Consider the following 4552-nt stretch of genomic DNA (forward strand, 5'->3'; position numbering starts at 1 on the left):
GCGGCAGCAATCATGAAATTTTGAGCGTTTATTAATCCTACGCGGCGCCTTGTTGGGCGCCTTTTTCTTTGGTTCTGGGTAACGCTGGTATTAACGGCTGTCACGTCGGCCTGGTTGGCCAGAATGTTCTATCAGCCATTTCAGATTGAGCAGCCCAGTAATACCGATATTCAGGAATTGGTGTCTATGGTGAACGAGTTGGAAATGCGTAAAGCTGATTACGACCGTTTCAGACCGCTTTTGCGCGACTTAAGTATTCGAAAACGGCGTTCGTTCATTTCGGTTAACCTGGACACTGGCAGGGTGATGAGTGACGGTGGGCCGCCACTGCGTCAGGATGAAGAAAACCTGCTGGCACAATTTGCCCGTCAGTCTAATTATATTTCGGTGCAGTTAGGGCCAATGGTTGCGGTGGGACCTGTGCTGGTAGACTTCAACGGCACATCTCATGCCGTATTCTGGCGTCATCCAGACGGCAAAGGTGGTCCGGAGCGCTTGTTCACCTGGTTAATTCCGACTGCCGTGATTATTTCCGCATTGTTCTGCTGGTTGTTTGCTAAGTCTATTGTGCGCCCCATTAGGCACTTACAGCACACTGGCCGAAAGTTAGCCGAGGGTGATTGGCAGGCACGAACTGACATCAAGGCATTCAGACGCGATGAAATCGGTGAACTGGCAGCAGACTTTAATTTAATGGCAGAGCAGTTATCGACAATGTGGTCGGGACAGAAGCGTTTGCTGGCTGATATTTCTCACGAGCTGCGTTCACCGCTAGCTCGAATGCAAATGGCGATTGGTCTGGCTCATCAGCAGGAGGTGGATACACCAACGCTTGACCGGATCGAGCGTGAAGCGATTCGTATGGAAGCACTGATCAATCAACTGTTGCAACTGACACGCGCAGAAGCTGGCAAGCCGGCGTTAGGTAAAGTGAATTTGCGGGAAACTATGCGCGAGTTGTTTCAGGATGCGGCCTTTGAGGCAAGCACCAACAGTAAACATTTCAATTGTGATGAGATTCCGGACATTGTTCTGAGAGCAGATGCTACGCAATTAAACAGCGCAGTAGAAAACGTCCTGCGCAATGCCATTCGTTATGCAGATACGCAGGTTGAGGCAGCATTTACCGTGAAGGATGATCAGGTTACGCTGGTTGTTCAGGACGACGGACCTGGGCTAACGCCACAGGAATGCGAAGAGATCTTCAGGCCATTCTACCGACCTTCGGCATCGAGGGAGCGCAAATCAGGGGGCGTGGGTCTTGGACTGGCCATCGCGCAGGCGGCTATAGCCTTACACCGGGGCACCATAAGCGCTAAACCGGGAGATTCTGGTGGTCTGGTTGTCACAATTACCGTACCCTTAGGGAATGAGCGAGAATAATTATTCGTATTTTACCGAACCTACCCTGCAGCAGGATTACGCGCAATCTATAACGCCGTTTTGGCAACAGTGCGTGTCGCAAGGCCGTTTTACCGGGCAGGGGGACATACAGGTGCACTATGCCTATTGTGTACCTGAAAGTGCGCATGCGTCGGTGGTTATCAGTTCGGGCCGTATAGAGTCGTTGCTGAAGTATCAGGAGGTCATATATGACCTCTACCATCAGGGCTTTGCGGTTTTTATACTCGATCACCGCGGTCAGGGGTTATCTGGCAGAATGCGCGACAATCCTCACCTGGGCTTCGTAAATCATTTCGACGAATACGTTGCCGACATGCAGCACTTTTTAAATGAGGTAGTGATCCCCAATCAGCAAGGCAGCCTGAATCTGTTGTGTCATTCCATGGGCTCGGCCATTGGCGCGCTTACGGTATTGTCTATGCCTAAAGTGTTTTCGAGGGTGGTATTTTGTGCGCCCATGTTTGGTATTCGGCCTGCAATGCCACAGTGGTTGGCGTCTACACTCATTACAGTAAATCGCCTGTATAACGCCTGTGTGCCAGGGGCCAGTGGTTATTTTTTTGGTCAGCGTAACTATCACGAAGAGCCTTTTGCAACGAACCGGTTAACCGGCAGTGAGGCGCGTTATAAGCTGTTTCGGGAACTGTATACTCAGCAGCCGGAAATTCAGCTCGGCGGTGTTACGCCTGAGTGGTTGGCGGCAGCCAGTGCAGCAATGTGGCAGATTGAACAACACGCCAGTGAACTCACACTACCTGTGACTGTTTTTAGCGCTGAGCGGGATGGCGTGGTCGATAACCAGCGACAGCAGCGCGTGGTCAGCAATATGCCCAATGCCAAGTGGGTATCGGTAGCGGGTGCGAAGCACGAAATACTTATTGAGCAGGATGTTATCCGCACACCGGTGATGCGTCAGATAGTGAGCTTTTTTAACTCCGACTTCTAGCCCTGTTACCGCACTTTGACGCAACGTCTGAAAACTCGCATAATGCGGGCCCTCTGCCGCAACCTGTCAGGAATTAAGTCATGCTGGATATTGTGCTTTATCAACCGGAAATTCCGCCCAACACGGGTAACATTATTCGCTTATGTGCGAACACGGGCTATGCACTGCACTTAATCGAACCTCTTGGCTTTGACTGGGACGACAAGCGCGTGCGCAGGGCTGGATTGGATTATCACGAATTTGCAGAAGTAAAACGCTACGCCAATTTTGAAACCTATTTAGCGGAGCGGAATCCCAAGCGGGTGTTTGCGTGCACCACCAAAGGTAAGGCATTTCATTCTGATGTGCAGTATCAGGCAGGTGATGCGTTATTGTTTGGGCCCGAGACCCGCGGATTACCCGACGACATCATTGAATCACTGCCACCGGCACAACGGGTTCGCATTCCCATGTTACCAGACAGTCGCAGTATGAATTTGTCGAACGCCGTCTCGGTTTTCGTCTATGAATCCTGGCGTCAGTTTGGATACGAGCAGGCCAGATAGCCTGCATCGGAATTTATTCGCTTTTTAGTGAGCGTCCCAATAAGGCCAGTGCTGCGTCTTTGGGTGACTTACCCTGATACAGTACCGCGTAGATTTGCTCACAAATAGGCATTTCTACATCAAGGTGTTCTGCCAATGCTTTGACTTCTTCGGTATTGCGGTAGCCTTCTACTACCTGACCAATATCGGTCATCGCTTGCTCAACCGACACGCCTTTACCCAGCGCTAATCCGAAACGGCGGTTCCGCGATTGATTGTCGGTACAGGTCAGCACTAAGTCACCTAACCCGGCCATGCCCATAAAGGTCTCTGGCTGTGCGCCGGCTTTAACACCCAAGCGCGTTAATTCAGCTAAGCCTCGGGTAATCAATGCCGTTCTTGCGTTTGCACCAAAGCCCAGACCGTCGGCCAGTCCTGCGCCAATGGCAATCACATTCTTAACTGCGCCGCCTAATTGAACACCTGTGAAATCCGGGTTTTTATACACCCGAAATGACTTGGTACAGTGGAGCTTAGCGGCCATATCGTCAATAAACGCATCGTCAGTAGACGACAGGGATATTGCTGTTGGCAAGCCCGCTGCCATTTCTTTGGCAAATGTGGGGCCAGACAGCACGGCTAACGGGTAACCCTCGCCCAGCACATCTTGCGCTACATCTTTAAGCAGCCTGCCTGTGCCCGGCTCAAGCCCTTTAGTCGCCCATATAATGCGTTGCGATGGCGTTAACATGGGCGCTATGGTTTCCAGCATGCCTTTAAACGCATGGCTGGGCACCACGACCAGAATATCTCTGCTAGCTGCAATCGCCTTAGTCAGATCGGGTTCAATAAGTAAACTGTCTGGCAGGGGGATGTCGGGCAAATAGCGCTGGTTTTGGCGGCCAGCAGCCATATCGCTGAGCTGCTGTGTGTCGCGCCCCCACAGCAGCGTGGGAGTGCCATTGCGGGCAAGGCAAATCGCCAGAGCGGTGCCATAAGACCCCGCTCCGAGTACCGTAACCGATGCTTGATTCATGCGATGAGATTAAGCGTCTAGCTGTGGTGACGCTTGTTGTGCTTCCTGAGCACGCTTTTGCATGTAAGCGGCAAAGATTGCGTCGAAGTTAACCGGTGCAAGGTTCAGTGGAGGGAAGGTGCCACGGTTAACCAGGTTTGAAATAGTTTCACGCGCGTATGGGAACAGCGTAGTTGGGCAGAATGAACCCAGCATGTGTGCTTTGTTCGCTTCTGGCATCTCGCCAATCATGAAAATACCGGCTTGCTGAACTTCACACAGGAACGCAGTTTCTTCGCCCATGCTGGCAGTTACGGTAACAGACAGGATAACTTCAAACAGGTTGCCGTCCAGCTTGTTGGTTGCCGTATCGATATCCAGTTTAATTTCTGGCTTCCATTCTTTGGTAAAGATGCCTGGTGCATTTGGCGACTCAAAAGAGATGTCTTTGGTGTAAATGCGCTGGATGTTGAATTGTGGAGCCTGGCCTTGTGCGCCTGCTGCTGCGTTCTCTTGATTTGTTTGATTTTCGTCAGACATGATATTACCTATGGAATTTATATAATCGTTATTAAATTATTGGGCCAACAGCGGGTCCAGCTTTTGTTCTCGCTCTAACGCGTACATATCGTCGCAGCCGCCAATGTGTTGCCCGTTTATAAA

At 51.1% G+C, this 4552-nt stretch carries 5 protein-coding genes; 3 read left to right on the plus strand and 2 right to left on the minus strand.

Translation table 11 applies throughout. The annotated features are described in order from the left end of the window. The first annotated feature begins 123 nt into the window (after window positions 1–123). The 3 genes from AC4MRN_RS19670 to trmL all read left to right on the plus strand — a co-directional run bounded on the left by AC4MRN_RS19670 (window position 124) and on the right by trmL (window position 2895). On the plus strand, window positions 124–1383 hold the full coding sequence (locus AC4MRN_RS19670; protein ID WP_491204268.1) for an ATP-binding protein: 1260 nt from the start codon (window positions 124–126) through the stop codon (window positions 1381–1383). Next, window positions 1370–2350, plus strand: a complete 981-nt coding sequence (locus tag AC4MRN_RS19675) for an alpha/beta fold hydrolase (protein ID WP_491204269.1) — start codon at window positions 1370–1372, stop codon at window positions 2348–2350. The genes AC4MRN_RS19670 and AC4MRN_RS19675 overlap by 14 nt, the downstream gene beginning before the upstream one ends. A gap of 80 nt (window positions 2351–2430) precedes the next feature. Further along, window positions 2431–2895 carry a tRNA (uridine(34)/cytosine(34)/5-carboxymethylaminomethyluridine(34)-2'-O)-methyltransferase TrmL gene (trmL, locus tag AC4MRN_RS19680; RefSeq protein ID WP_255051094.1) on the plus strand — a complete coding sequence of 155 codons (465 nt, stop codon included), beginning with the start codon at window positions 2431–2433 and terminating at the stop codon, window positions 2893–2895. A 13-nt stretch (window positions 2896–2908) separates the two neighbouring features. Here the strand turns inward: trmL and gpsA are convergent, their stop codons facing one another. Further along, on the minus strand, window positions 2909–3910 hold the full coding sequence (gene gpsA / locus AC4MRN_RS19685; RefSeq protein ID WP_491204270.1) for an NAD(P)H-dependent glycerol-3-phosphate dehydrogenase: 1002 nt from the start codon (window positions 3908–3910) through the stop codon (window positions 2909–2911). Window positions 3911–3919: 9 nt separating this feature from the next. Next, window positions 3920–4429 carry a protein-export chaperone SecB gene (secB, locus tag AC4MRN_RS19690; protein WP_073324340.1) on the minus strand — a complete coding sequence of 170 codons (510 nt, stop codon included), beginning with the start codon at window positions 4427–4429 and terminating at the stop codon, window positions 3920–3922. Window positions 4430–4552 lie beyond the last annotated feature (123 nt).

Source organism: Marisediminitalea sp. (assembly GCF_984433645.1).